Origin of the sequence: Microbacterium sp. PI-1, assembly GCF_004337555.1 — a bacterium.
GTDB classification, from domain to species: Bacteria; Actinomycetota; Actinomycetes; order Actinomycetales; family Microbacteriaceae; genus Microbacterium; species Microbacterium aurugineum.
Genome location: NZ_SJYZ01000004.1, coordinates 1 through 20,680, shown reverse-complemented (window position 1 = coordinate 20,680; position 20,680 = coordinate 1). Strand labels below are relative to the sequence as shown.

At 69.3% G+C, this 20,680-nt stretch carries 20 protein-coding genes; 4 read left to right on the top strand and 16 right to left on the bottom strand.

Going from position 1 to position 20,680, the window contains the following annotated elements; translation table 11 throughout:
- The first annotated feature begins 215 nt into the window (after positions 1–215).
- On the top strand, positions 216–1,097 hold the full coding sequence (locus E0W80_RS05320) for a hypothetical protein (RefSeq protein WP_131491604.1): 882 nt from the start codon (positions 216–218) through the stop codon (positions 1,095–1,097).
- 82 nt (positions 1,098–1,179) lie between these two features.
- Here the strand turns inward: E0W80_RS05320 and E0W80_RS05315 are convergent, their stop codons facing one another.
- The 8 genes from E0W80_RS05315 to E0W80_RS05280 form a co-directional block, all read right to left on the bottom strand.
- Positions 1,180–1,941, bottom strand: a complete 762-nt coding sequence (locus tag E0W80_RS05315) for an alpha/beta hydrolase (protein WP_131491603.1) — start codon at positions 1,939–1,941, stop codon at positions 1,180–1,182.
- 59 nt (positions 1,942–2,000) lie between these two features.
- Positions 2,001–4,652: a penicillin acylase family protein gene (locus E0W80_RS05310; RefSeq protein ID WP_131491602.1), complete on the bottom strand. Its 2,652-nt coding sequence runs from the start codon at positions 4,650–4,652 to the stop codon at positions 2,001–2,003.
- A gap of 135 nt (positions 4,653–4,787) precedes the next feature.
- Positions 4,788–6,623: a YhgE/Pip domain-containing protein gene (locus E0W80_RS05305; RefSeq protein WP_131491601.1), complete on the bottom strand. Its 1,836-nt coding sequence runs from the start codon at positions 6,621–6,623 to the stop codon at positions 4,788–4,790.
- Positions 6,620–7,498, bottom strand: coding sequence for a hypothetical protein (locus E0W80_RS05300; protein WP_205802306.1), 879 nt, complete (start codon positions 7,496–7,498; stop codon positions 6,620–6,622). The genes E0W80_RS05305 and E0W80_RS05300 overlap by 4 nt, the downstream gene beginning before the upstream one ends.
- The gene (locus tag E0W80_RS05295) at positions 7,495–8,130 is read right to left on the bottom strand and encodes a TetR/AcrR family transcriptional regulator (protein WP_131491600.1); all 636 of its coding nucleotides are present in this window, start codon (positions 8,128–8,130) and stop codon (positions 7,495–7,497) included. The genes E0W80_RS05300 and E0W80_RS05295 overlap by 4 nt, the downstream gene beginning before the upstream one ends.
- A 410-nt stretch (positions 8,131–8,540) precedes the next feature.
- Positions 8,541–9,986, bottom strand: coding sequence for an argininosuccinate synthase (gene argG / locus E0W80_RS05290; protein ID WP_131491599.1), 1,446 nt, complete (start codon positions 9,984–9,986; stop codon positions 8,541–8,543).
- 63 nt (positions 9,987–10,049) lie between these two features.
- The gene (locus E0W80_RS05285) at positions 10,050–10,466 is read right to left on the bottom strand and encodes a PIN domain-containing protein (protein WP_131491598.1); all 417 of its coding nucleotides are present in this window, start codon (positions 10,464–10,466) and stop codon (positions 10,050–10,052) included.
- Positions 10,450–10,680 (bottom strand): AbrB/MazE/SpoVT family DNA-binding domain-containing protein, encoded by a 231-nt coding sequence (locus E0W80_RS05280; protein WP_227991904.1) that lies wholly within the window; start codon positions 10,678–10,680, stop codon positions 10,450–10,452. The genes E0W80_RS05285 and E0W80_RS05280 overlap by 17 nt, the downstream gene beginning before the upstream one ends.
- 243 nt (positions 10,681–10,923) lie before the next feature.
- Here E0W80_RS05280 and E0W80_RS05275 point away from each other — a divergent pair, with 243 nt between their 5' ends.
- The gene (locus E0W80_RS05275; protein ID WP_227991905.1) at positions 10,924–11,640 is read left to right on the top strand and encodes a hypothetical protein; all 717 of its coding nucleotides are present in this window, start codon (positions 10,924–10,926) and stop codon (positions 11,638–11,640) included.
- Between the two features lie 31 nt (positions 11,641–11,671).
- Here the strand turns inward: E0W80_RS05275 and E0W80_RS05270 are convergent, their stop codons facing one another.
- Complete coding sequence (locus E0W80_RS05270) at positions 11,672–12,079, bottom strand: pyridoxamine 5'-phosphate oxidase family protein (RefSeq protein ID WP_131491597.1); 408 nt, start codon at positions 12,077–12,079, stop codon at positions 11,672–11,674.
- Positions 12,080–12,283: 204 nt separating this feature from the next.
- Between E0W80_RS05270 and E0W80_RS05265 the strand changes: the two genes are divergently transcribed.
- Entirely contained in the window at positions 12,284–13,255 is a 972-nt protein-coding gene (locus tag E0W80_RS05265; RefSeq protein ID WP_131491596.1) for an alpha/beta hydrolase, read from the top strand.
- 132 nt (positions 13,256–13,387) lie between these two features.
- Positions 13,388–14,383, top strand: coding sequence for a hypothetical protein (locus E0W80_RS05260; protein ID WP_240740461.1), 996 nt, complete (start codon positions 13,388–13,390; stop codon positions 14,381–14,383).
- A 16-nt stretch (positions 14,384–14,399) separates the two neighbouring features.
- On the opposite strand, the gene E0W80_RS05255 is transcribed toward E0W80_RS05260, so the two are convergent.
- From E0W80_RS05255 to E0W80_RS05225, 7 genes are read right to left on the bottom strand one after another with little or no spacing between them, the layout of a single operon-like run.
- Positions 14,400–15,497, bottom strand: a complete 1,098-nt coding sequence (locus E0W80_RS05255) for a hypothetical protein (protein WP_131491594.1) — start codon at positions 15,495–15,497, stop codon at positions 14,400–14,402.
- Complete coding sequence (locus E0W80_RS05250) at positions 15,497–16,234, bottom strand: hypothetical protein (protein WP_240740468.1); 738 nt, start codon at positions 16,232–16,234, stop codon at positions 15,497–15,499. Before E0W80_RS05250 ends, E0W80_RS05255 begins: the two co-directional genes overlap by 1 nt.
- Before the next feature lie 2 nt (positions 16,235–16,236).
- Positions 16,237–17,289 (bottom strand): VWA domain-containing protein, encoded by a 1,053-nt coding sequence (locus E0W80_RS05245; RefSeq protein WP_131491592.1) that lies wholly within the window; start codon positions 17,287–17,289, stop codon positions 16,237–16,239.
- Positions 17,286–18,272, bottom strand: a complete 987-nt coding sequence (locus E0W80_RS05240; protein ID WP_240740460.1) for a VWA domain-containing protein — start codon at positions 18,270–18,272, stop codon at positions 17,286–17,288. Before E0W80_RS05240 ends, E0W80_RS05245 begins: the two co-directional genes overlap by 4 nt.
- Positions 18,263–18,754, bottom strand: coding sequence for a hypothetical protein (locus E0W80_RS05235; protein WP_131491591.1), 492 nt, complete (start codon positions 18,752–18,754; stop codon positions 18,263–18,265). The genes E0W80_RS05240 and E0W80_RS05235 overlap by 10 nt, the downstream gene beginning before the upstream one ends.
- Positions 18,741–19,628 (bottom strand): DUF58 domain-containing protein, encoded by an 888-nt coding sequence (locus tag E0W80_RS05230; RefSeq protein WP_131491590.1) that lies wholly within the window; start codon positions 19,626–19,628, stop codon positions 18,741–18,743. Before E0W80_RS05230 ends, E0W80_RS05235 begins: the two co-directional genes overlap by 14 nt.
- A 7-nt stretch (positions 19,629–19,635) precedes the next feature.
- The gene (locus tag E0W80_RS05225) at positions 19,636–20,583 is read right to left on the bottom strand and encodes an AAA family ATPase (RefSeq protein WP_131491718.1); all 948 of its coding nucleotides are present in this window, start codon (positions 20,581–20,583) and stop codon (positions 19,636–19,638) included.
- Between the last annotated feature and the right edge of the window lie 97 nt (positions 20,584–20,680).

Sequence of the window (20,680 nt, the reverse complement as noted above, 5' to 3'; positions counted from 1 at the left end):
AGTGTTCACAACTCCCTAGATCCGAGCTCGGAAGGTTTGGATTCGTGGCTCTTCCTGCCGAATCTGCATGTTCTTGAGGAGTTGTGAACGGCGGGGTGGGTGTCATCGGCGCTTGACTGTTCCTCCCAAGGGACCGCATCGGGGAAATCCATCCCCATTCCGCGCAGTCTGCCCCGCTCGCCGCGCCGGTCCGCCAAGCTTCCCGGATGCGACCTATGACCGTCCGTCAACGCACTGCTCGGTTCTACGCCGTGACCGTCTTCTCGCGCGCCGACCTGGTGGCATCGGGAATGACGTCGCGCGACATCGTTCGTGCCGTCGAGGGTGGTCGACTTGGGCGACTCCGCAGAGACCGGTACGCGATCGAACCGGTGTCTGCCGAGGTGGCTGAGGCCGTGCGGATCGGCGGTCGTCTGTCGTGTGTCTCCCTTCTCGCCGAGATCGGAGTCTTCGTCCATCTGCGAGGGGTGCTGCACGTGCATGTGCGACCGGGATCCTCTCGAGTGCGGCCCCCTCGGTCGAAGCACACACTGCTCCACTGGAACACATGGTCCGGCGATCCCGAACCGTTGCATGCGGCATCTCTCGGCGATGCACTGATGCAAGCGGTCCGCTGTCAGCACCCACGGGCTGCCGTCGCCACACTCGACAGCATCCTGCACCACGGTCTGATGACGGGGGAGGAGATCGCGCGTGTTTTCGAGCGGTTGCCGGTGCGCTTCAGGATCCTGCTCACTCTCGTCGACTCGTCAGCGGAGTCGGGGCCGGAGACGTTCATGAGGCTCATCCTGCGGACGCTGGGAATCGCCTACGAGACCCAGGTGGCGATCGACGGAGTGGGGCGAGTGGATTTCCTCGTCGAGGGGTGGCTCATCATCGAGTGCGACAGCAGGGAGTTCCACGAGGGCTGGGAGAAACAGGTCGACGATCGTCGGCGCGATCTGGCTGCCGCGACGAAGGGGTACATCACCATCCGTCCCCTCGCCTCAGACATCTTGCGCAGAGATTCCGCTTTGCGCGAGGCGGTCGATGCGGTCGTGCAGAGTCTGGGCCCGCACTTCCGGAACGCTGCGCGTGCACAACTCCTCAAGAAGTGAGGTGAATCCTCCCTGCGCAGGGTTTGGACGCGGCCGGCACGCCGATCTTGAGGAGTTGTGAACGCCGACGGTCGGTGAGGGGTCAGAGGCGAGCGGCGAACTCGTGGATCAGTCGGGCTGCGGGCTCGGAGTCGCTGATCAGGGTGCCGTGACCGTGGTCGGGGATGACTTCGAGGGCGGCGCCGGGGATGGCGTCGAGGATTTCGCGGCACCAGCTCAGCGGCGCCAACGGGTCGCTCTCACCGCGGAGCACGAGCACGGGGCACTCGATGCGGACGAACGCGTCTTCGGGCTCGTGCACGATGGTCGCGCGCATCTTCCGGATCAGGTGCGGGCCGCCGCGCAGGTACTCCCTCGCCCCGCGCCAGAGCACCAACGGGCGTTCGCCGATCAGGTCGAGCAGCAGGTACCGCGCCTGGGCACCGACGTTGCGCGCCGCCTTGTTCACCGTGGGGCCGGCCAGCACCACGCCTTCGACGAGGGAGGGATGCCGCGCCGCGAGCTCGGCCGCGATCTGACTTCCCATCGAGTGGCCGATCACGATGACCGGACTCGCCCCCGTGTGCGTCAGATAGGCCGCGACCAGGTCGGCGTGCCGCTCCATGGTGAGGGTGCGCGTCGGTTCGGGCGCCTCACCGAATCCGGGGAGGTCGAGTGCGATCACGCGCCCCTCGAGCCGTTGCACGATGTCGAGGTAGACGCTGCGTCCCATGCCGATGCCGTGCAGGAGCAGATAGGTGTGGGGGCCTTCCCCGAACGTCTCTGCGATGAGCGTCGCACCCCCGTGCTCGAACTCCAGGAGCGTGGCGGGAGTGCCCTTCGGGGCGAGGTAACTGGATGGCACGCACCCACGCTAGCCGAGCACCCTGTGGCGCCGCTTCCGACGCCGCCGCTCGCGACGGTTCAGCCGGCCGGGGTCAGCAGCAGGGTGTCGACGGTCGCCGCCGCGACGGCCTTCTCCGTGAAGGCCCACGGCGTCTGCACGCCGGCGGCCCAGTCCTCGGTCTGGTCGGTGTAGTTCGCGTGGAAGGCGTGGCCGGACGCCCCGGTGAGGTGGTTCCAGGTCGACGCATCGAAGTCCGAGAGGTCGACGACCATGCGCATCGAGGGCACCGTCGTCGTCGCGTACGAGACGCCGAGCGCCCATCCGGTCGCGTTCACCACGGACGCTCCGCCGCCCACGGGGAACGGGCCCCGGTTGAACAGAGCTTCGATCGGCGCGATGCCGGAGGAACCGAGGGTGTCGCTCGTGAGGGTGATCGCGTGGAGGTCGCCCCAGTTCCACCGCAGGACGTCTTCACCCTGCAGCGCGGCGAGCTCCTCGTAGGCCTGTTCCGCCGAGAGCTTCAGCATGGACTCCATCCCGTCGACGCCGAGCGCTGTGTTGGTCCACAGCGGGTCGGACGGGTCCTCGAACAAGTCGGCGACCACCGTGAAGAGCCGGCCCTGCCCGTCGATGGGGAGCGGCTGTTCACGTTCGGCGAAGATGTTCTGCACGAGGTTCGACCAGAGCACGTTGGCATAGGCGGCCGCGGCGGAGGATGCCGAGTTCTGGGCGTCCCACGTGGTCAGCAGTTCCACGGCGTCCTTCGGTCCGGCTCCGCTCACCTCGACGTCGCCCATCACGGTCACGAGGTGCTTGCCGATCCACATCTCGTTGTCCATCTGGATGTCGCGCATGTCCTGGGCGGTCAGCGGAGCGGCCGCCGCGCGTCGTTCGATCAGGTGTGCGATGCGCGCCGCCCGGTACCCGTAGTCCCAGTCGCGGGAGAGGAAGTAGGAGTAGTCATCCGCCACGATCGCGTTGTTCGCGGTCACGATGTACCCCGAGCTGGGGTTGTACGACACCGGCAGTTCCTCGAACGGGATGTACCCGGTCCAGTCGTAGCTGCTGTCCCATCCCGGCTGTGGCATCCACCCGTCGCCGGCGCCCCGGATCGGGAGTCGGCCGGGCGTCTGGTAGCCGATGTTGCCCTCGGTGTCGGCGTAGATCAGGTTCTGGGCCGGCACGTCGAAGAGGGATGCGGCGTAGCGGAAGTCCTCGAAGTCCTGCGCGGTGCCCAGGGCGAAGATCGCGGTCGCTGTCGTGCCCGGGTCGAGGGCGGTCCAGCGCAGGCTGACCGCGTACTCGGCCTCGTCCTCTGCGCCGGGCGCGGGAGTGGTGGCACCACCGGCGTCGAGGGCGGGCGCGGGGTCGTCGGCGATCGCTGTGAAGTCGTCGGTGAGCCCCGAGATGATCGGCCCGTGCACGGTCGAGCGGATCGTCAACTCGATGTCGTCGGAGCCGGCGACCTTGATCGTCTCGGTGCGCTGCTCGAGCGGGACCAGCTTCCCGTCGCGCCAGTACTCGTCGCCGACGACGCGCTCGACGTAGAGGTCGGTCACATCGGTCGTGAGGTTGGTGAAGCCCCAGGCGACCTGGCTGTTGTGCCCGATCACGATGCCGGGCAAGCCCGAGAACGAGAAGCCGCTGACGTCGAACGGGCAGTCGTCGTCCACGGTCGAGCAGGTGAGCTGCACCTGGTACCAGACCGAAGGGAGGGAGGCGCCGAGGTGCGGGTCATTCGCCAGCAACGGTGCACCGCTCTCGGTGAGGTCGCCGGAGACCACCCAGGAGTTCGAGCCGATCCCCTCGCCCACATCGCCGACGAGTTCGCTCGCCGCCTCGATGACGCTCGACGTCTCGGTCCACTCGATCGTCGTGGTCGCCTGCTGGATCTGGCCCTCGGTCTCGGGGAGCGTGTAGGCGGCGGGCTCCGCGCCGGTGTCGAGAGTCGGCACCGTGGAGATCTTCGGGACGATCACCGGATTCTCGTCGAACGGATAGTCGGGGTAGAGCTGCGCGAGCAGGTCGCCGGTCTCGGTGGTCGTCTCGTCGGCCTCGCTCGACTCGGCGGCGAGGAGCGAGCGCTCGGTCTCGTTCTCGATGTTGCCCCGGAGGTCCCAGGCCATCGCCTTGAGCCAGGCGACCGAGTCGGCGGGTTCCCACGGCTCGGGTGCGTAGTCCGGGTTCTGTATGCCGAGAACTGCATATTCAAGCGACAGCTCCGCTCCGGAGCGGGAAGCGAGGTAGGCGTTGACCCCGTCGGCGTAGGCCTCGTAGTAGCCGCGCGTGATGTCGTCCATCGCCTCGACCTCGGCCTCGGCGACGTCGCGCCAGCCGAGGGTGCGCAGGAACGCATCGGTCGCGGCCTGCGACTCACCGAACATCTCCGCGACTCGACCCGCGGTCACGTGGCGACGGAAGTCCATCTCGAAGAACCGGTCCTGGGCGTGCACGAAGCCCTGGGCATAGAAGAGGTCGTCGGTGGAGTCCGCCGTGATCGTCGGGATGCCGCGGGCGTCTCGCTGCACCGTGACCTCGGCCTGGAGCCCATCGAGCTCCAGTGTGCCGGCTGTCTGCGGGAAGGAGCGTTGGATCGTCCAGGTCACGAAGAACGCCGCGGCCACGGCGACCACGACGACAGCGGCCACCACCAGGAACGCGATGCGTCCGATCCGGACTCCCAGGGAGGGGCGTGCGGGTGCGGCGGATGCCTGTGAATCGGTCGTCATCGTCGAGAACTCTTTCGGGTAGACATGTGGAACTCAGTCCCATCGAGCCCCAGTGCGCGTATCAGGGTCGCGCCTTCGCATCATATCCGGCCGGGCGCTCGTCGCGGCGTGTCCCGCGACGAACGCCCGGGATCGTCAGCCGATCAAGCTCGGTTGCAGGTCGCGCAGGGTGCGCCGATGGGTCATGCGCGTCACCCCGATCATCGCCAGCAGCAGCGCACCGGCGAGCCAGGCTCCGAGGACCACCAGATCCCACCCGGCGCGTGCGTAGTCTCCGCCGTACATGAGCTGCCTCATCGCGTCGACCACGTAGCCCAGGGGGAGGACGTGATGGAGGGCGGCGAGGGGGCCGGGCAGCGTCTGCCAGGGGAACGTCCCTCCCGCGGTGACCAGCTGCAGCACCATCAGCACCAGGCCGAGGAACTGCCCGACCGACCCGAGCCAGACATTGAGGGCGAGGATGATCGCCGCGAAGGTGGCCGAGGCGAACATCATCACGCCGAGGGTGCCGAGCGGGTGGTCGAAGGTGAAGCCGAGGGTGATCGCCAGGATGCCCATGAGCCCGACCATCTGCACGGCGCCCAGCATCGCGGGGGTCAGCCACCCGGCCAGCGTGATGCGGATGGGCGAGTGCAGGGCGGTGATCGCGCGCCGAGAGATCGGCTTCACGATCAGGAACAGTGCGTAGATGCCGATCCAGGCCGAGAGCGCGGCGAAGAACGGTGCGAGGCCGGCGCCGTAGTCCTCCGCGGACGCGACCTTGTCGCTCGACACCTTCACGGGGTCGGCGATCGTGTCTGCCTGCAGTGTCCGCAGCTCCGGTGTGGAGGACGGGATCGCGTCGACGCCGGCGGACAGCCCGTCGCGCAGCTCCGTCGTTCCGGATGCGAGCGTCGCGAGCCCGTCCCGCAGTTGGACCGCGCCGGTGTTCGCGGCCGAAGCTCCGGTCGCGACCGTGCCGGCTCCCGATGCGAGATCGGCGGCACCGGACGCCAGGGATGCGGCGCCGTCGGCGAGCTGGTCGACTTTGCCGACCGCGCTCTGCACCTGCGCGTTGCCCTCCTCCAGGCGGGAGCCCAGCGGGTCGAGCGTGGCCAGGACCTGGTCGATCTCCTCCGGGGTGAGACCCCGCTCCGTCAGGGCGTTCGCGATGTCGGTGCGCACCTGCGGGAGGGCGTTGGTCGCCTGCTGGACTGCCGCGCCGGCACGGTCGGCGACGTCCGCCAACTGGCGGTTCCCCGCGCTGACCTGCTGTGCGCCGCTCGCGAGCGTCTGCGCTCCTGCCGCGAGTTGAGCGGTGCCGTCCGCGAGTTTGGCGGTGCCGTCTGCGAGCGTGGAGCTCCCCGTCGCGGCCGTCCCCGCGCCGTCCGCGAGCTGCGTGGCCCCCTCCGTCGCGGTGACGAGGTTGTCGCGCACGTCACTGAGGCCGGTGAGCAGTCGCTCGGCCGCCTGGCTCCCGACCATCTCAGCCACCGAGCTGCGGATCTTCTCGACGGCCTGGGTACCCATCGACGAGGCGAGATAGTTGTTCGCGTCGTTGGTCTCGAGGACGATCCGTGCTTGGTGGGGGTCCGTGCCGGCGGCGGAGGTCAGTGCGGTGGAGAAGTCCGCCGGAATGGTCACGGTGAAGTCGACGGCACCCGTCCGCAGTGCCTCGGAGGCGTCGTCCGCCGTCATCCGCTGCCAGTCGAAGGCATTGCCCTCGAGGAGGTTCTCGGCCACATCCTCGCCGTAGTTCACATCTTCGCCGGTCGCCGGCTCGGTGCCGCTGGTGGGGGCGGGCGCACCGGCGTCGTCGACGACCAGAGCGACGGGAACCTCGGGGAACTTGGCATACGGGTCCTGGTTCGCCCAAAGGTAGAGGCCGCCGTAGAGGATCGGCACGCAGATCAGCGCGACCAGGGCGAGGATCCCCATCCTGCTCGCAGTCAGTCGCCGCAGCTCAGCGGCGATCATGGCGGGAACCTTCATCGCCCACCTCCGTTCTCTGAGGGGTCCTCGCGCAGGGGAAGCGGGGTGTCCGCGTCATGGTTCGTGGCGTCCGCCGCAAGGTTCGTGGCGTCCGCCGACACGCCAAATGCAGGACCTTCTGCCCCGTCCGGTCCGACATCTGGCGTGTCGGCCACCGGTCCGGGTTCGGGTCCGGGGTCGGGCTCGGGCTCGGGTTCGGGGTCCGGTCCGGGGTCGGGTTCGGGCGCGGGCGCGGGTGTGGGAAGCGGATCGACGGGTCCGGAGGCGTTGATCGCATCGAACTCGTGCATCCGCTCCAGAGCGACCGCTGCCGAGCCGCCGACGATCACGAGCATCGCGTAGCCACGGTCGGCGAACTCCCCGGCGATGCGCCACCAGCCGTCCGGACGTCCGCCGTGCCGGTCGGGGGAGACGAGGACCAGGCCCTCGACGCCTTCGCGCAACACGGCGAGTTCGCACAGGATGCGCACGCGGGCGGCAGGATCGATGTTCCCGATCGGCACCGAGGCGAGCTCACCGAACCCCAACCGGGCGAGCCAGCGCCGTGCGTGCAGTGGTGTGGCGCCGACGCCGGCGAACATGAGCTCTTCGCCCACGACGCCGGCGAGCGTGATGTCGGGATGCGGATCGCTGACATCCGGGGCATCGACCAGCGCGAGGTGCCGGCGCAGCGCCTTCGGGTCGGTTGTACCGTCGATGCTCACCCGTCCGGTGTCGGGGCGCATGCGGCCGCTCGCGATCAGTCCGAGCACGGTCGGACGCTGTTCGGTCTCGGCGAGGGCGAAGCGCACGGCACCGGTGTGGAATTCCAACGACGTCGCGGGAAGGGCCTGACCGCCGCGTCCTTTGCTCACGTCCTGCAGGGCGATCTTCATGCGCGGGCCGTCCGATCTGCGGGTGCGGTGGCGTCGATGTCGGGGTGAGCGGTGAGGAGGTCGTCGATTTCACGCCAGGAAAGTCCGGCGATGCTCAGCACGGTGCGCACGGCGACGTCGGCCGCGTCGGAGCTGGTGGCATCCGTGCGCGAGACGACGGTGCGGGCCATCTCCTCGATCAAGCGTGCGAGCGTGGGCGCGGCGAGATCCGTGCGGAAGCTCCCGTCCTCCTGGCCGCGGCGCACGAGGTCGGCGACGGTGCGACGCAGGGGTGCGAGTGCCGCCGCGGTGTGTTCCACATGCGTCTCATCGAGCGCGAGTGCCGCAGCGAGGTGCACGTGCGCCGCCTCGTGCCAGAGCCGCGCGGCGAGGCGGGCGAGGGTGATCCGGGCATCCTCGTCATCGATCGAGGCGGCGATCGAGTTGAATCGTTGTGCTCCGGTCGAGATGAGCTCGCGGATCAGGGCGTCGCGATCGTCGAAGTGCCCGTAGAGCGTGCGACGGGAGAGGCCCGCGGTGCGTGCGATGACATCGATCGAGGCATAGGGGTCGACCGCCAGGGTCGACCGTGCGGCGGCGAGGATGACGGCGCGATTCTCGACGGCGTCGCGACGGGGTGCACGAGTTGTCATCGGTCCAGGATACGATCATGCACACTAGTGTGCAAGATAGAGGGTGGATTCGAAGTCGGCTCTCAGGATCGCCGCCCCGCGGGCATGGCTCGGCCCCGCAGGTATGGCTCGTCCCACATGCATGACTGCTCCCCGGATGCATGAGCGATCCGGATGGGCCGGTCATGCATTCGTCGCCGGATCATGCAGGTGCGCGGCAAACCCGAGTGCGGCGCGGCAGGTATGGCTCGGCCCGCAGGTATGGCTCGTCCCACATGCATGACTGCTCCCCGGATGCATGAGCGATCCGGATGGGCCGGTCATGCATTCGTCGCCGGATCATGCAGGTGCGCGGCAAACCCGCGTGCGGCGCAGACCCGCGTGCGGCGCAGACCCGAGTGCGTGCTGGGCCCCGGGTCAGGCGTCCGGGATCAGTCGGTGCCGGAGTCGAAGGCCGCACCCTCGGAGGCAGAGTCGACGGCATCCGCCAGGGTCTCATCGGCCTCGGAGATCGACCCGTGGACCGACTCGGTGATCTCGCTCGACTCGCCGGCCGTCACGCGACCCACGAGCTCGCCGGTCGCGCCCCCCACGAGGCCGAGTCCCGCGTACTGCTCCAGACGTGCGCGCGAATCGGCGATGTCGAGGTTGCGCATGGTGAGCTGGCCGATGCGGTCGACCGGTCCGAATGCGGCATCGCCGACCCGCTCCATCGACAGCTTCTCCGGACCGTAGGAGAGGTTCGGGGAGACGGTGTCGAGGATGGTCCAGTCGTCTCCGCGGCGCAGACGGATCGTCACGGTGCCCGAGATGGTGAGGCCGACCCAGCGCTGGATCGACTCGCGCAGCATGAGCGACTGCGGCTCCAACCAGCGGCCCTCGTACATGAGGCGACCGAGGCGGCGGCCCTGCTCGTGGTAGGTGGCGAGCGTGTCCTCGTTCAGGATGCCGTTGACCAGGCGCTCGTAGGCGATGAACAGCAGCGACATGCCCGGGGCCTCGTAGATACCGCGGGACTTGGCCTCGATGATGCGGTTCTCGATCTGGTCGCTCATGCCCAGGCCGTGGCGTCCGCCGATGGTGTTCGCCTCCATGACGAGGGCGACCGGGTCGCTGTACTCGACGCCGTTGATCGCGACCGGACGACCGGACTCGAAGGTGACGGTGACGTCTTCGGTCTCGATCGCGACGGAGGGGTCCCAGAACTTCACGCCCATGATCGGGTCGACGGTCTCGAGCGAGACGTCCAGGTGCTCGAGCGTCTTCGCCTCGTGCGTCGCGCCCCAGATGTTGGCGTCGGTCGAGTAGGCCTTCTCGGCGGAGTCGCGGTACGGGAAGTCGCGCGCGACCAGCCAGTCGCTCATCTCCTTGCGGCCGCCCAGCTCGGTGACGAAGTCGGCGTCGAGCCACGGCTTGTAGATGCGCAGACGCGGGTTGGCGAGCAGGCCGTAGCGGTAGAACCGCTCGATGTCGTTGCCCTTGTAGGTGGAGCCATCGCCCCAGATGTCGACGCCGTCCTCCTTCATGGCGCGCACCAGCATGGTGCCGGTGACGGCGCGACCGAGGGGCGTCGTGTTGAAGTAGGTCTTGCCGCCGGAGCGGATGTGGAACGCGCCGCAGGAGAGGGCGACGAAGCCCTCTTCGACCAGGGCGGTCTTGCAGTCGATCAGGCGCGACGCCTCCGCGCCGTACTCCAGCGCGCGGCCGGGGATCGATTCGATGTCGTCTTCGTCGTACTGGCCGAGGTCGCCCGTGTACGTGAAGGGCACGGCGCCCTTCTCGCGCATCCACGCGACGGCGACGGAGGTGTCGAGTCCTCCGGAGAAGGCGATGCCGACGCGCTCGCCGACGGGCAGGGACTGGAGGACCTTGGACATGGCTCCCAGTCTATCCGCGGGCGGCGTGTCGCCCTGTCCCGCATGACGGTGGGGATGCCGCCCTCAGGCGAGGAGGACCTCCACCCGGAGCGCGGCATACGTGCCCAGGGCGCGACGGTCGCACGTGAGTAGTGGGACGGCGGATTCCCGTGCGGCCAGGCCCACGAGTCCGTCGTACACCGAGCCCCCTGCGATGCCCGCCTCGGCGAAGGTGGTGATCGCAGCCGCCGCCGTCGTCGGCGAAAGCGGTGCGGAGGCGGGGAACGACCGGTCGATGATCTCCTGCGCGCGACCGGGGCTGACGCGCGCGGCGCCCGGCAGGCGCGTCAGCACCGAGTACGTCTCGACGGCCGCATGCCCGGCGAGCCCGATGACGCGACCGTGGGTGAGCTCGAGCATCCGTTCGTGTGCCGGGTGCCGGTCATGGACCAGCGCGATCGCGGCACTGGTGTCGAGGAGGAGATCAGCGCTGATCGGCAAGTCGGAGCTCCCGGATCTCGTCCACAGTGAGTGTCGGGCCGCCTGTGATGACGAGACGGCCATCCTTCTCGATGAGGTTGTCCGGAGCGTCGATCTCGATCCGGATGCCGTTGCCGTCGAGGAGGAGATCGACCGGGCCGGGGATCAATCCGACGCGCTCACGGAGCGCGGCCGGGATCACGATCCGCCCTGCCTTGTCCATGGTTGCTCTCATGCCATGACCGTACCATTCGAATGGTGGCAAACGAGTGCTTCATATCGGCGGCGGACGCGCAGGCAGCGTCAGTCGTCTCGTCCTCTCCTCGGCCGCTGGAGGCGAAAACGGAGGAGTGGCGGGCGCGGGGCGGCGTGTCGAGGCGCGACTCGCCGACGGACGCACGACACGTCTCCGTTTTGGCCGAAGTCGGAGCGGCGGGGAGGCCCCAGAGGTGCAAGAGTGGGCCGACGGAGGTCGGACATGGCGGACATGGGTGGAGCAATCCTGTGGGGTGCGGTCGCGGCGGCACCGCTGTTCATCGGTGCGGTGCTCGCGCTGCTCCGGAAGTGGCCGCCGCGGTGGCTCGGTATCGTCCTGGGCTTCGGCGCGGGCGCGCTGATGGCGTCGATCGCGTTCGAGCTCTGGGAGGAGGGGCTGGATCTCGCCGGCCCCATCCCCCTGGTGATCGGTGTCGCGGCCGGAGCGATCAGCTACTACATCGCCGATCGCATCCTCGACGCCCGTGCCGCGAAGACCAAGGCCGAGGCGGGCGGCGGCCAGCTCGCGGTCGGAGCGCTGCTCGACGGCATCCCGGAGCAGCTCGTGCTCGGGATCGGCCTCGCCTCGGGGGAGCCGGTCAGCATCGCGCTCGTGGTCGCCATCCTGGTGTCGAACCTTCCCGAATCGATCGGCTCGGCCGCTGACCTGCTCGAAGGCGGGATGGCGAAGTCCCGGGTGCTCCTGCTGTGGGCGGGCGTCGCCGTGATCTGCGCGCTCGCGACGGTTGCCGGATTCGGGCTGGCGAGCGTGACCGGGGATGACTTCCGCTCGGCGGCGAGCGGCTTCGCGGCCGGTGCGCTGTTGGTGATGCTCGTGGACTCGATGATCCCCGAGGCGCAGTCGAAGGCGAAGGAGTCCACGGGCCTCGCGACCGTGCTGGGGTTCGCGCTCGCCGCAGGGCTGGCCCTGGCGAGCTGACGACGCGCGGCGAACACCCCGCCGCCGGCGATCAGGTCTCTCCGTGCTCCTGGTCTCGACGGACGATGCGCCCCGTGATGTGCTCGATGTGGAACGCCAGGGGGAGGTCCCGTTCGCTCCCGGCCCACGGGGTCACGCGAGCTCCGGCGCCGGCCGCCTTTTCCTCGGGCACCCGGGACAGCGGCCCGTGCATCAGGACGCTCCAGGCGGTGCTGCCGAGGGGGTCGTGATAGTCCACCTCGAACGAGACGTCCGCCGGCTCGTGCGTCAGCTCGGCCAGCAGTCCCTCGGGCGCGGTGCGGAGGAGCAGGTCGTGGCCGGAGACGACGTAGTTCACGGGCAGGATCTGCACGCGGCCGTCGTGCACGAAACCGATGCGGCCGATCGTGGTGGTGCTCAGCAACTCGGCGGACTGCTGTTCATCGAGAACTCGGATCATCCGCGCCTTCCTTTCCCTGTGGCGCCAGGCTATCCACGGGGGGAAGCGTGTTCAAGGGACACCTCCACCGGGGAGGGGAGGCACCCGCCACCCGGCGGACGGAATGCGTCGGATCGGCCTCGGGTGGCGGGTTATCCTCGGGTGTCGCGTGCGCGAGTCTGGCGAGACGCCGCCGCGACGGCGGCCGAGGACAAAGGAGTTCTGATGACGGACACGACCCTGGCACGACCGCCCTTCGATCCCGAGCTCGAAGCCGCGCTCGCCCTCGTCGGCGACCAGCTGCCACCCACGCTGACGCCCGAGATGATCCCGCTGCTCCGGCAGTCGCCCGTGAGCGGGGATGAGGAGATCTTCGCGGCGCTCGGGGAGCGGGGCTTCACGCGGCGGGACGTCACGATCGCCGGACACGAGGGCGATGACATCGTCGTCTCCGTGATCGAGAAGGAAGGCCGCACGGGCACCGGCCCCGGGTTCTTCCACACGCACGGCGGTGGCATGATCATCGGCAACCGCTGGCTCGGCGTGGTCGGATTCCTCGACTGGGCGGAGCGATTCAACGGAGTCATCGTCACGGTCGAATACCGACTCGCTCCGGAGTTCCCCGACCCCTATCCCGTCGAGGACTGCTACGCGGGGCTGCGGTGGACCGCGGAGCACGCCGACGAGCTCGGCATCGACACGTCGCGGCTGCTGATCGGTGGCGGCAGCGCCGGGGGCGGGCTGGCGGCGGGCACCGCCCTCCTCGCCCGTGACCGGAAGGGTCCTGAGCTGATCGGTCAGCTGCTCATCTACCCGATGCTCGACGATCGTGATGCGTCGGTGTCGACGCATCAGATCGATGGGATCGGCGTCTGGGACCGCGGCTCGAACGTCACCGGATGGTCGGCGCTCCTCGGCGACCGCAAGGGCACGGACGACGTGTCGATCTACGCGGCACCCGCCCGCGCCACCGACCTCTCCGGCCTCCCGCCCGCGTTCATCGACTGCGGCAGCGCCGAGGTGTTCCGCGACGAGGACGTCGCGTACGCCACGAAGCTGTGGGAAGCCGGCGTCCAGGCCGAACTGCACGTCTGGGCCGGAGGGTTCCACGGCTTCGACATGTTCGCCCCGCACGCCGCCGTCGCGCAGGCCATGCTCGCGGCCCGCGACAACTGGGTGAACCGCCTGCTCTCCTGAGTCCGGATTCCGTGCCCGGACCCCTCCCGTCGCACTCCCTGCCCGTTTCCGGCCCTCGGGGCGGCAGAGAGTGCGACGGGAGCACGGCACGTCGACCCCGTAGGGTGGAATCCCCGCGCGATGGAGCCCGACATGCAAGACCTGCTGGGGCGGCTCACCGCCCTCGACCCGGATGCCAGCGAGACGCTCAAGGTCGTCACGTACTTCGACGCCCTCGTGGCCCGTTCCGTCGGCGTCGAGAGCATGCTGCGGGGTGCCGCGGTGCTCAGCGGCGCGACCGCGGGACACCGTGACGGTCGGCAGATCGTGCGCGTGCGCGCGGACGGGGTGCGCATCGACCCCATCGAGCCGTCGCCCACCTGGCTCATCCGGGAGAGCGGCCCGGACGCCGTCGCCTGGATCGAGCGCGACGGCGATCCCCACACCAACGACGCGATGATCCTGGAACGGCTCAGCCTCGCGCTCGGCATCATCCGGGCTCGTCGCGCGGTGGGGCCGGAGAGCGCTGTCGAACTGGCGATCAGCTCCTACGCCGGTGCCGACGAGAGGGCCGCCGCACTGCCGCGCCTTCGTCTCACCGACGCGACGCTGCGGATGGTCGCCTCTCCTCCCGACCCGGCACCCCTGCCGCAGTATCCGTCTGCCGTGGTCGCCACCCGGCACGGACTCACGCGGGCGACGATCCTGGATGCCTCCACCGAGGCGCGGGACGCCTGGCCCGACGGTGCGGAGCTGCGGCTGGGTCTCGGGGTCGCCGGCACGGGAGAGCAGCTTCCGCGATCGTGGTCTTCCGCTCTGGTGGCAGTCCGGCTCACCGATCCCGCGGAACCGGTCGTCGATGCCGCCGACCTCGGAGGGCTCCTGCTCGTCGCGGAGGCCGCGGACGCCGGCCCCCTCCACCCGGATGCGGCCGCGCTCGCCGCGCTCGACGACCGAAGCCGCGAACTGCTCGACGCCGTCATCGAGGAGCAGAGCGTGCGGGCGGCGGCGGTGCGCCTGGGAAGACACCACTCCAGCGTGCAGGAGCGGATGGCGGCGCTCGTGGTGATTCTTGGCTACGACCCGCGGACCTCCCGCGGACACGCCCGCTACGTGCTCGCCCGGATGCTGCTGACGCTCAGCGCCTGAGGACCCTGCGCCTCGGCTACTCGTAGCCCGGGTAGTCCTGCAGCCGCGTCTCGAACTCCTCGCGATCGGCGTCGCTGAGCACCCCACTCGCGAGCACGAACAGCTGAAGGCCCTCGAGTGGCTCCCCGGTGCGGGCCTGCTGCGCCTCGCGTGCCGCGAGGAATCCGCCGTCCTGATCGTTCGAGAGGTCGTGGATGTCGGCGTAGAAGCGCAGCGGATCCGGGTAGTTCTCGGTGTAGTACTCCCACGTGTGCTGCGAGCGGGGGTCGTCGCTGCCGTACAGCTTCGTGATCATCCCCGGGTCGATGCCGGAGATGGCGGGGTCGTTGAACGAGTACAGCTCCCACAGCCCGTGTTCGATGACCACCTCGTTGATGACGGCCATCACCGCGTACTTGCGATCGTCGTCCTGGATCGGCTGCTCGGTGGCCCAGCCCTGAGAGGTGTACTCCACCAGCATCGACTCCCCGCCGTACCCGTTGCGCTCCGGCCGCAGGTCTTCGTCGCCCACCGCGACCCAGGTGTACCCGAACTCGTCGGTGAGCCGCGCACGGATGTCGGCGAAGAGCGACTCCGACTGTGCCCGCACGTCTTCCAGGGACTGCTGTGCAAGCGTCTGCTGCGGATCCGTGCCCTTGATCCCGGGATACGCCTCCGCGTGCTTCTGCTCGGCGGACTTCATGCCCTCGTAGTTGCCGGAGGCCGACGTCTGCAGGGCGCTCATCCCGCCGACGGTGGCGACGTTGAACAGGATCGTGACGACCAGGGCGATCGCCCCCAGCAGGCGTCCCCGCGGTGAGAGCAGAGCGGCGATGACCGTGGCGACCACGACGAGCTGAGCGGTCACCATCGTGACGCTGTAGAGGATGTCGGTGCTGCCGGCCAGCAGTGTGCCCAGGAGCGTCAGGGCGAACAGGACCGCCACGGTGAGGGCCGTCCACCCGAGTGCGTTGGCGGGCTTCCTCGGCTCCTCTTCGACGGCGACGGAGACCGCGGCAGGGGGGGAGGGCACGAAGGCCTCGCGGCGTGCGCCGCGGTAACCGCCGGGCGGGGGAACCGGGGGCGCGCCTTCGGTCCCCGCGAGGTAGCGAGCCCTCTGCTTCTCGTGATCCATCACCACGGCTTGTCCGTTCCCGACCCGCCGGGATCCTCGCCCAGCTGCTGGTCGCGCTCCTGGGTGCCCTGCTCGAGCTTGTCCTGAAGGTCCTGCAGCTTGTCCTCGGACGGCTGCTCGTCCTCGTTCGGCTGCGGAGGCGGGGGCTGCTGCTGATCCTGCTCCTGCTGCTTCTGCTTCAGGCGGTCCTCGGTGCTGTCGAGCGAGTCGGACATGTCGCGCTGAGGATCGGACGACTGCTCCTGCGCCTCCTCGCTGTGACACTCCTCCGGCGTCTCGGCGGTGATCGTCAGGGCTTCACCGTAGAGCTGGGCCGCGGTCGCGCCATCGCCGCCGGCGCGGGCGGCGTCGCCCATGCGCTCGACGACGAGAGCCAGGTTGATCCGCACCCCGCATACTTCGAGCCCGGTGGCCAGGCGGAGCGCCTCTTCGAGCTCCGCCCTCGCCTGCGGCAGCTGTTCGGCCGCTCCGAGCGCCGTGCCGATGTTGAAGGGGGCCTTGTACGGCTCGAACCAGTTGAGGAAGCTCTGTCCGCGCGCCGCCGCCTCCGAGCCCGCGAAGTCGTCGACCACGTAGGCGGTGATCGCCTGGTGCGCGAACGCGTACATGCTCAGCAGCTTGCCCACGAAGAACAGTGCGGCGAGAGTGAGCGGAAGGGTGCCGATGGCGACCCATCGACGGACGCGGCGGCGTCGCCGATTCGACCGCAGGAGTGCGGCGGCGGCATCGTTCGTCATCGTCACGAGGTGCCTCCCGGTTGCCGGGGGGATTCCCGGGGCGCGCGCAGTCGCCGCAGCTGTGCGATCAGCATCGTGGCGCGCGCGAGCTCGACGCCGAGGATGAGGAGGATGACGAGCGCCGCGACCCAGTACAGCTCGATGGCGTTGCCGACCTCTCCGGACTCGGCGTAGTCGGTCGTCGTCGACGGCGCCTCGGGCAGTACGGCTTCGGTGTCCGCGGTCCGACGCTGGTAGTCCACCCCGAGCTGGTCGGCGATCCTCTCCAGGTTCCCTTCCTCGATCACGGAGAGGGCGTCGGACCCCTGGTATTGGATATAGCCGGTCCCGCTGTCCGAGAGCTCGCCCGTTGTGATGCGCATCGGTCCGCCCTCGGTCGTGCCGTAGCCGAAGACGCCGCCCGCATCGGTGTACTTCTCGCTCGCGCTGAACGACTCCGGCGGGGTATCGACGGTCTGCTCGCCGTCACCGAAGTAGAAGACCATCCGCGACCGGTCGGGTGAGGATTGGGCCGCCGAGGTGAGTGTCTCCGCGAGCAGCGGCGCGGCGATGCCGATCGAACTCCCGCGCGACTGGCTGGTGACCTCGGGGCGCAGCACGTCCAGCGAGCCCAGGAGGGCCGTCGTGTCGGTGGTGAGGGGCATCCGCAACTCGGCGGCGGCATCCGAGGTGATCAGGGCGAAGCGCGCGCCCGGGTACTCCTCGACCAGCGCGCGCACGTCGTCGCGGATGCCGTCGAGTCGAGGTTCCCCGTCGCCCCAGTCCTCGGCGACGATGCTCGCCGTGGTGTCGACGACGAGCACGATGTCGGTGTCGGTCGCGAGCGTCTGGGTGGCGCCGCCCGGGATGCCGGGGCGCAGCAGCATCACGACGCAGGCGAGCACCAGCACCAGGCGCATGGCCCACAGGGCGCGGTGTCCGGCGAGGGAGCCCGGTGCGGACGAGGCAGCAGCCGTCGCCTTCGCCGGTCGCACCAGGATCCACACGACCAGGGCGATGATCGGGAGGCAGATCAGGGCGATCAGCAACGGAGCGAGTACGGGATGGAAGATCACAGTCGCAGCCTCCACAGCACCACGACGAAGGCGAGGAGGCAGATCGAGAGCAGAGCGATCCAGAGGTCGGGGGTGTCGGTCCAGACCACCTGCGCCTCTCCCCGCAGCTCGGTGGCCTCCTGCTCCTGCACCTGGGTGACGATGTCGGAGACGGTCGTCGTGTCGCGCAGGCCGAATGCGGCGCCACCGGTGGCTTCCGCGGCGGCGGTGAGCTCCGCGCTCACCGCCGTGTCCTTGCCCTGCACCGGGTTCAGGGCGAACACGCGTACGCCCTTCGACGCCGCGTAGGCAGCCGCTTCGTCGAGCGTGACGATCGAGGCGCCGTTGATCTCGTTGTCGGTGGCGAAGATCACCGAGCGCGAGCGGTCATCGTCCGGGTGGTCGAAGCCCATCGTGCAGGCGGCGAGGCCGTCGCCGATCAGCGAGGCGCCGTCGCCGTTGAGTGTGCCGAGCCAGTGCTCCGGGACCTGGTCGCCGTAGTCGAAGCTCCGGGTCATGCTCTCGAGGTGCTCGCGGACGAAGTCGTAGTCGTCGGTGAGCGGGAAGATCTGCACCGGTGAGCTGTTGAAGATCGTCAGCCCGATCCGCTCACCTTCGAAGCCGTCCAGCAGCTCGTCGAACACGGTCAGCACTTCGACGTCGACCTCGGTCATGGATCCGGAGACATCGAGGCACAGCATGATGTCGCGGCTCGTGTTGACCGGTTGGACGGTCTGCGCCGACATCGGTCGGGCGGACACCACCCCCGCCACGAGCGCCGTGACCGCGCCCAGGGCGAGGATGCCCGAGAGCGCCACCGCCCGCCGCGCCAGCGCCTGACGGAAGGTGGGCAGCGTGCGGAGCCGTTCGGCGCGGGCGATCCGGGCCGTGTCCGCCGCGCGACCACGGCTGCTCCGGCGCAGACCGAGGACGAGGCCGATCGCCACCGCGATCAGCACGACCGCCGCGGCGGCGAAGAGCACCCAGGGATTCGCTAGTGCCATGAGCGCACCACCGTCCGGGCGGCCTCGGCACCGGCGACTGGATCGATCGCGGGTCCCTGCCGGAAGATGCTCGGGTAGTAGTGCCTGCCCATCGCATCGATGAGCGCGGGATGGACGCCCCGTGCCACGAGGTCATCGAGCGCGAGAACGGGAGCCTCCAAGCCGCTGTACTCGTTGACGAACGTCCGCACGACGCGGCTGAGCTCGAGGTTCGCCTGCCGCGGGGAGAGGCGGCGCTCGCGGTAGTCGGTCTCGATCTGCTGGATGCGCGTCAGGTACTCGGTGCGCAGCTGCGAGAGCACGTCGACGATCAGCGGTGTCTGTCCGGCATTGTGCTCGCCGACGGACAGGGTGCGCCGGGGGCGAGTGAGGAGGATCAGGAGCCAGGCCCCCGCGATCAGCAGGAGCAGGATGCCGATCGCGAGCAGCATCCATCCCCAGCCGTACTGTGCCGGCGGGTAGAGCTCGTCAGAGCCGGGCATTCGACCTCCGATTCAGCAGCTGCAGGAGCTGCGTGACGGCGTCGTCCTGTCCGTCCAGAGAGGCGTGGCTGATCTCCATCCGCGTGAGGAGCTCGGCGAGGTGCGCGGCGTCGGCGTCGCGCTGCGCGGTCAGCTCTCGCACGATGCCACGGTCGCCCTGCACGAAGTCCGGCACCTGCCAGCGGCTGTCCACGTCGCTGCGGATGCGCCCGGTCGCGTGGTCGAGCACGGGGTCGGCGTCGCGCACGGTGAGCCACAGGACGTCGTGCTGCACGCGCAGGCGCCGCAGCATCCGCTCGGTCTCGCTCGTCACGGGGGCCTCATCGGTGACGACGACCACGATCATCCGGCGCGAGATCGTGCGCGTGATGAACGACAGCAGTGCATCCCGGTCGCTCGGTGCGGAGGTCTCGTCGATCGCGCGGTCGATCGTGCGCAGGGCATGTTCGAGCGCCCCCTCGCTGCGGCCCGGCGCGAGTCGACGCACCTTCGCGGAGTCGCCGTAGACCGTGGTGAAATCGTCGCCGTGGCGCAGCGTCAGCACGCCGAGCATCCCCGTGGCGAGGATCGCCAGTTCCTTCTTCGAGCGTTCGTCGGCGGCGAGGGCCGACATCGAGCGGCCGGTGTCGACGGCGAACAACACGGTGTGCATCCGTGTGGCGCGCGAGCGCTTGACCAGGGGAGTGCCCAGCCGCGCGGTCGCCCGCCAGTCGATGTCGCGCACCTGATCGCCGTACTCGTACTTGCGCAGGTCTTCGAAGTCGAGGCTCCGCCCGTGCAGCAGCGACGCGTAGGCGCCGTCCAGCGCGTGCAGCGACTTGCGCGTCGAGTGGATGAAGAGCTTGCTCTTCACCTGCGTGATCAGGCTGGCCATGAACGGGTCAGGGAGTGGGGACCGACGCGAAGATCTGGTCGATGATCTCCTCGCTGCGGATGCCCTCGGCGTCGGCCTCGAACGTCAGGAGCACGCGGTGGCGGAGCACGAGGTGCCGCAGCTCGCGGATGTCTTCGGGCAGCACGTGTGCGCGCCCCTTGAGCAGCGCCAGTGCCCGCGAAGCCTGCAGGAACGCGATGCTCGCCCGGGGGCTCGCGCCGTACTTGATGAAGCGCGCGCGCTCCTCGCCGATGTACGGCGCCGGGTTCCTGGTGACGTAGGCGATGGACACGATGTAGTTCCGGATCGCGGGGTCGACGTAGATGCGGCTCGCGACGTCCTGCAGCAGGTGCACGTCGTCGAGGCTGACCGTGCTGCTCACATGGCGGTCGGGGTCGAGCACACCGGAGTCGATACGGCTGAGGACCTCGAGCTCCTCGGCGGGGCTCGGGTACTCGACGATCTCCTTGAGCAGGAAGCGGTCCATCTGCGCCTCGGGCAGCTCGTACGTGCCCTCCTGCTCGATCGGGTTCTGCGTCGCGATCACGAGGAACGGCTTCGGCAGGTGGTGGACCTCGCCGCCGATGGTCGTCTGGTGCTCCTGCATCGCCTCGAGCATGGCGCTCTGGGTCTTGGCGCTGGAGCGGTTGATCTCGTCGAGCAGCACGAAGTTCGCGTGCACCGGACCGAGCACGGTGCGGAAGGAGCCCGTCGCCGCGTCGTAGATCTGGTTGCCGGTGATGTCGCTGGGGAGCAGGTCGGGCGTGCACTGGATGCGCTTGAACTGCGCTTTCACGGTGTCGGCGAGAGTGCTGGCGGCCGTGGTCTTCGCCAGGCCGGGAACGCTCTCCAGCAGGATGTGACCGCCGGCGATGAGGGAGACGAGGAGGCTCGTGCGCAGCCGATCCTGGCCGACCATCTTGGCGGAGTAGGAGTCGGAGATGATCCGCAGCACCTCGGCGGCTCTCCTGAGCTCGGCGTCGGTCGGCGCGGCCTTCGTCGCTGTGGGTGCGGCAGGGGCGGCGGACGGGACAGGTGCGGCGGGCGCGGCG

Coding starts and splice junctions, on each gene's coding strand:
- E0W80_RS05320 (WP_131491604.1), top strand. CDS start 216: ATGACCGTCCGTCAACGCACTGCTCGGTTCTACGCCGTGACCGTCTTC.
- E0W80_RS05310 (WP_131491602.1), bottom strand. CDS start 4,652: ATGACGACCGATTCACAGGCATCCGCCGCACCCGCACGCCCCTCCCTG.
- E0W80_RS05305 (WP_131491601.1), bottom strand. CDS start 6,623: ATGAAGGTTCCCGCCATGATCGCCGCTGAGCTGCGGCGACTGACTGCG.
- E0W80_RS05300 (WP_205802306.1), bottom strand. CDS start 7,498: ATGAAGATCGCCCTGCAGGACGTGAGCAAAGGACGCGGCGGTCAGGCC.
- E0W80_RS05295 (WP_131491600.1), bottom strand. CDS start 8,130: ATGACAACTCGTGCACCCCGTCGCGACGCCGTCGAGAATCGCGCCGTC.
- argG (WP_131491599.1), bottom strand. CDS start 9,986: ATGTCCAAGGTCCTCCAGTCCCTGCCCGTCGGCGAGCGCGTCGGCATC.
- E0W80_RS05280 (WP_227991904.1), bottom strand. CDS start 10,680: ATGAGAGCAACCATGGACAAGGCAGGGCGGATCGTGATCCCGGCCGCG.
- E0W80_RS05275 (WP_227991905.1), top strand. CDS start 10,924: ATGGCGGACATGGGTGGAGCAATCCTGTGGGGTGCGGTCGCGGCGGCA.
- E0W80_RS05270 (WP_131491597.1), bottom strand. CDS start 12,079: ATGATCCGAGTTCTCGATGAACAGCAGTCCGCCGAGTTGCTGAGCACC.
- E0W80_RS05265 (WP_131491596.1), top strand. CDS start 12,284: ATGACGGACACGACCCTGGCACGACCGCCCTTCGATCCCGAGCTCGAA.
- E0W80_RS05260 (WP_240740461.1), top strand. CDS start 13,388: ATGCAAGACCTGCTGGGGCGGCTCACCGCCCTCGACCCGGATGCCAGC.
- E0W80_RS05255 (WP_131491594.1), bottom strand. CDS start 15,497: ATGGATCACGAGAAGCAGAGGGCTCGCTACCTCGCGGGGACCGAAGGC.
- E0W80_RS05250 (WP_240740468.1), bottom strand. CDS start 16,234: ATGACGAACGATGCCGCCGCCGCACTCCTGCGGTCGAATCGGCGACGC.
- E0W80_RS05240 (WP_240740460.1), bottom strand. CDS start 18,272: ATGGCACTAGCGAATCCCTGGGTGCTCTTCGCCGCCGCGGCGGTCGTG.
- E0W80_RS05235 (WP_131491591.1), bottom strand. CDS start 18,754: ATGCCCGGCTCTGACGAGCTCTACCCGCCGGCACAGTACGGCTGGGGA.
- E0W80_RS05230 (WP_131491590.1), bottom strand. CDS start 19,628: ATGGCCAGCCTGATCACGCAGGTGAAGAGCAAGCTCTTCATCCACTCG.